Origin of the sequence: Rhodanobacter sp. K2T2 (assembly GCF_013408815.1) — a bacterium.
In the GTDB taxonomy this organism is placed as follows: Bacteria; Pseudomonadota; Gammaproteobacteria; order Xanthomonadales; family Rhodanobacteraceae; genus Rhodanobacter.
In genome coordinates this window covers 1-1,702 of the sequence record NZ_JACCCA010000026.1, presented here as the reverse complement: position 1 = coordinate 1,702, position 1,702 = coordinate 1, and the positions used below count along the sequence as shown (strand labels likewise).

General features: G+C 67.7%; 1 protein-coding gene. It reads left to right on the top strand.

The features are described 5' to 3' along the window. Nucleotides 1-1,702, top strand: a 1,702-nt coding sequence (locus HDE78_RS20760; RefSeq protein ID WP_179483093.1) for a non-ribosomal peptide synthetase, incomplete at both ends; no start/stop codon positions are given.

Sequence of the window (1,702 nt, the reverse complement as noted above, 5' to 3'; positions counted from 1 at the left end):
CTGAACGCGACCACAGCGGTGTATCCCGAAGGGCGATGTCTGCACGAGCTGTTCGAGTTGCAAGTAGCGCGGGTACCGCAGGCGCACGCCCTGATGCACAGGGGCCAGCCGTGGACCTACGCGCAGTTGGATCACGAGGCGGACCGTCTGGCACAGGTACTGGTGTCGGAAGGGGTTGGCCGGGCGAGCCTGGTCGGTCTGTGCGTGGACCGCACGCCCTGGCTGATCGTCGGCATGCTGGCGATTCTCAAGGCCGGCGGGGCGTATGTGCCGCTGGACCCAGCCTATCCGACCGGCCGCTTGCAGTGGGTATGCGAAGACGCCGCACCGCGTTGGCTGCTATGCGACGCGACCGGCCGTGCGGCACTGGGCGATGCCGCGCTGACACAGCGATGTGTACTCGACGTCGCCACCGCCGGTACCCGCGCCACCGCCGCCCGCGCCGTACGTCCGGTCGACGGGGGCGCCCGCGACGTCGCCTACGTGATCTACACCTCCGGCTCGACCGGCACACCGAAGGGCGTGCTGATCGAGCATGCGCAGGCGACCAACCTGGTGTACTGGGCGATGGACGCGTTCGATGCCCACGAGCGCGCTCGCGTAGCGTTCTGTACCTCGGTGCAGTTCGACCTGTCGGTGTTCGAATGCTTCGTGCCGCTGTGCGGTGGCGGCACCGTCTACCTGCTGGACGATGCGCTCGCCTTGCCGTCCGTGGCACACGATGTGACCCTGATCAACACCGTGCCCTCAGCGATCGGCGCGTTGCTGGACGGTGCCTTGCCGGCAACCACCACGGCAACCGTCAACCTCGCCGGCGAACCCTTGCGCAGCAGTCTGGTGGAGCGTCTGTTCGCGCACACGGCCGTGTCGCGCATTTGCAACCTGTACGGCCCGTCAGAGACGACCACGTATTCGACGTGGACGGCCATGCACCGGGACGAGCCGCGCGAGGAGACGATCGGACGACCGCTGGCGAACACCCAGATCTACCTGCTCGACGCGCACGCGCAGCCGGTACCGCTGGGCTCGACCGGCGAGATCTACATCGGCGGTCGCGGCGTGGCACGCGGCTATCTGGGGCGAGCGGAACTCACGGCGAGCCGGTTCGTGCGCGACCCGTTTGCGAGCGCCGCCGATGCGCGGATGTACCGCACCGGCGACCTGGCGCGCTACCTGCCCGACGGACGGCTGGTCTACCTGGGACGCAACGATCACCAAGTGAAGATCCGCGGCTTCCGCATCGAGCTGGGTGAGATCGAAGCGCGGCTGATCGCGCACGACGCCGTGCGCGAAGCGATAGTGACTGTGGCACCGGTTGGCGAGGACACACAGCCACGCTTGCTGGCCTATCTCATCGGCACCGCCGTCGATGCAGGAACGCTGCGCGAGCACCTGGCCACCGGCCTGCCCGAGTACATGCTGCCGGCGGCGTACATCTGGCTGGACGCGTGGCCGCTGACACCCAATGGCAAGCTCGACCGCCAGGCGCTACCGCAACCGGACGAAGCCGCCTACGCACGGCATACCTATGAAGCGCCGCAAGGCGACATCGAGATCGCCCTGGCGCAGTGGTGGAGCGAGCTACTGGGCGTGGCGCAAGTCGGTCGTCGCGACGACTTCTTCGCCTTGGGCGGTCACTCGTTAGTAGCTATGCGGCTGCTCTCGCGCCTGCGTCAGCGCTTCGCTATAGACCTGCCGCTGG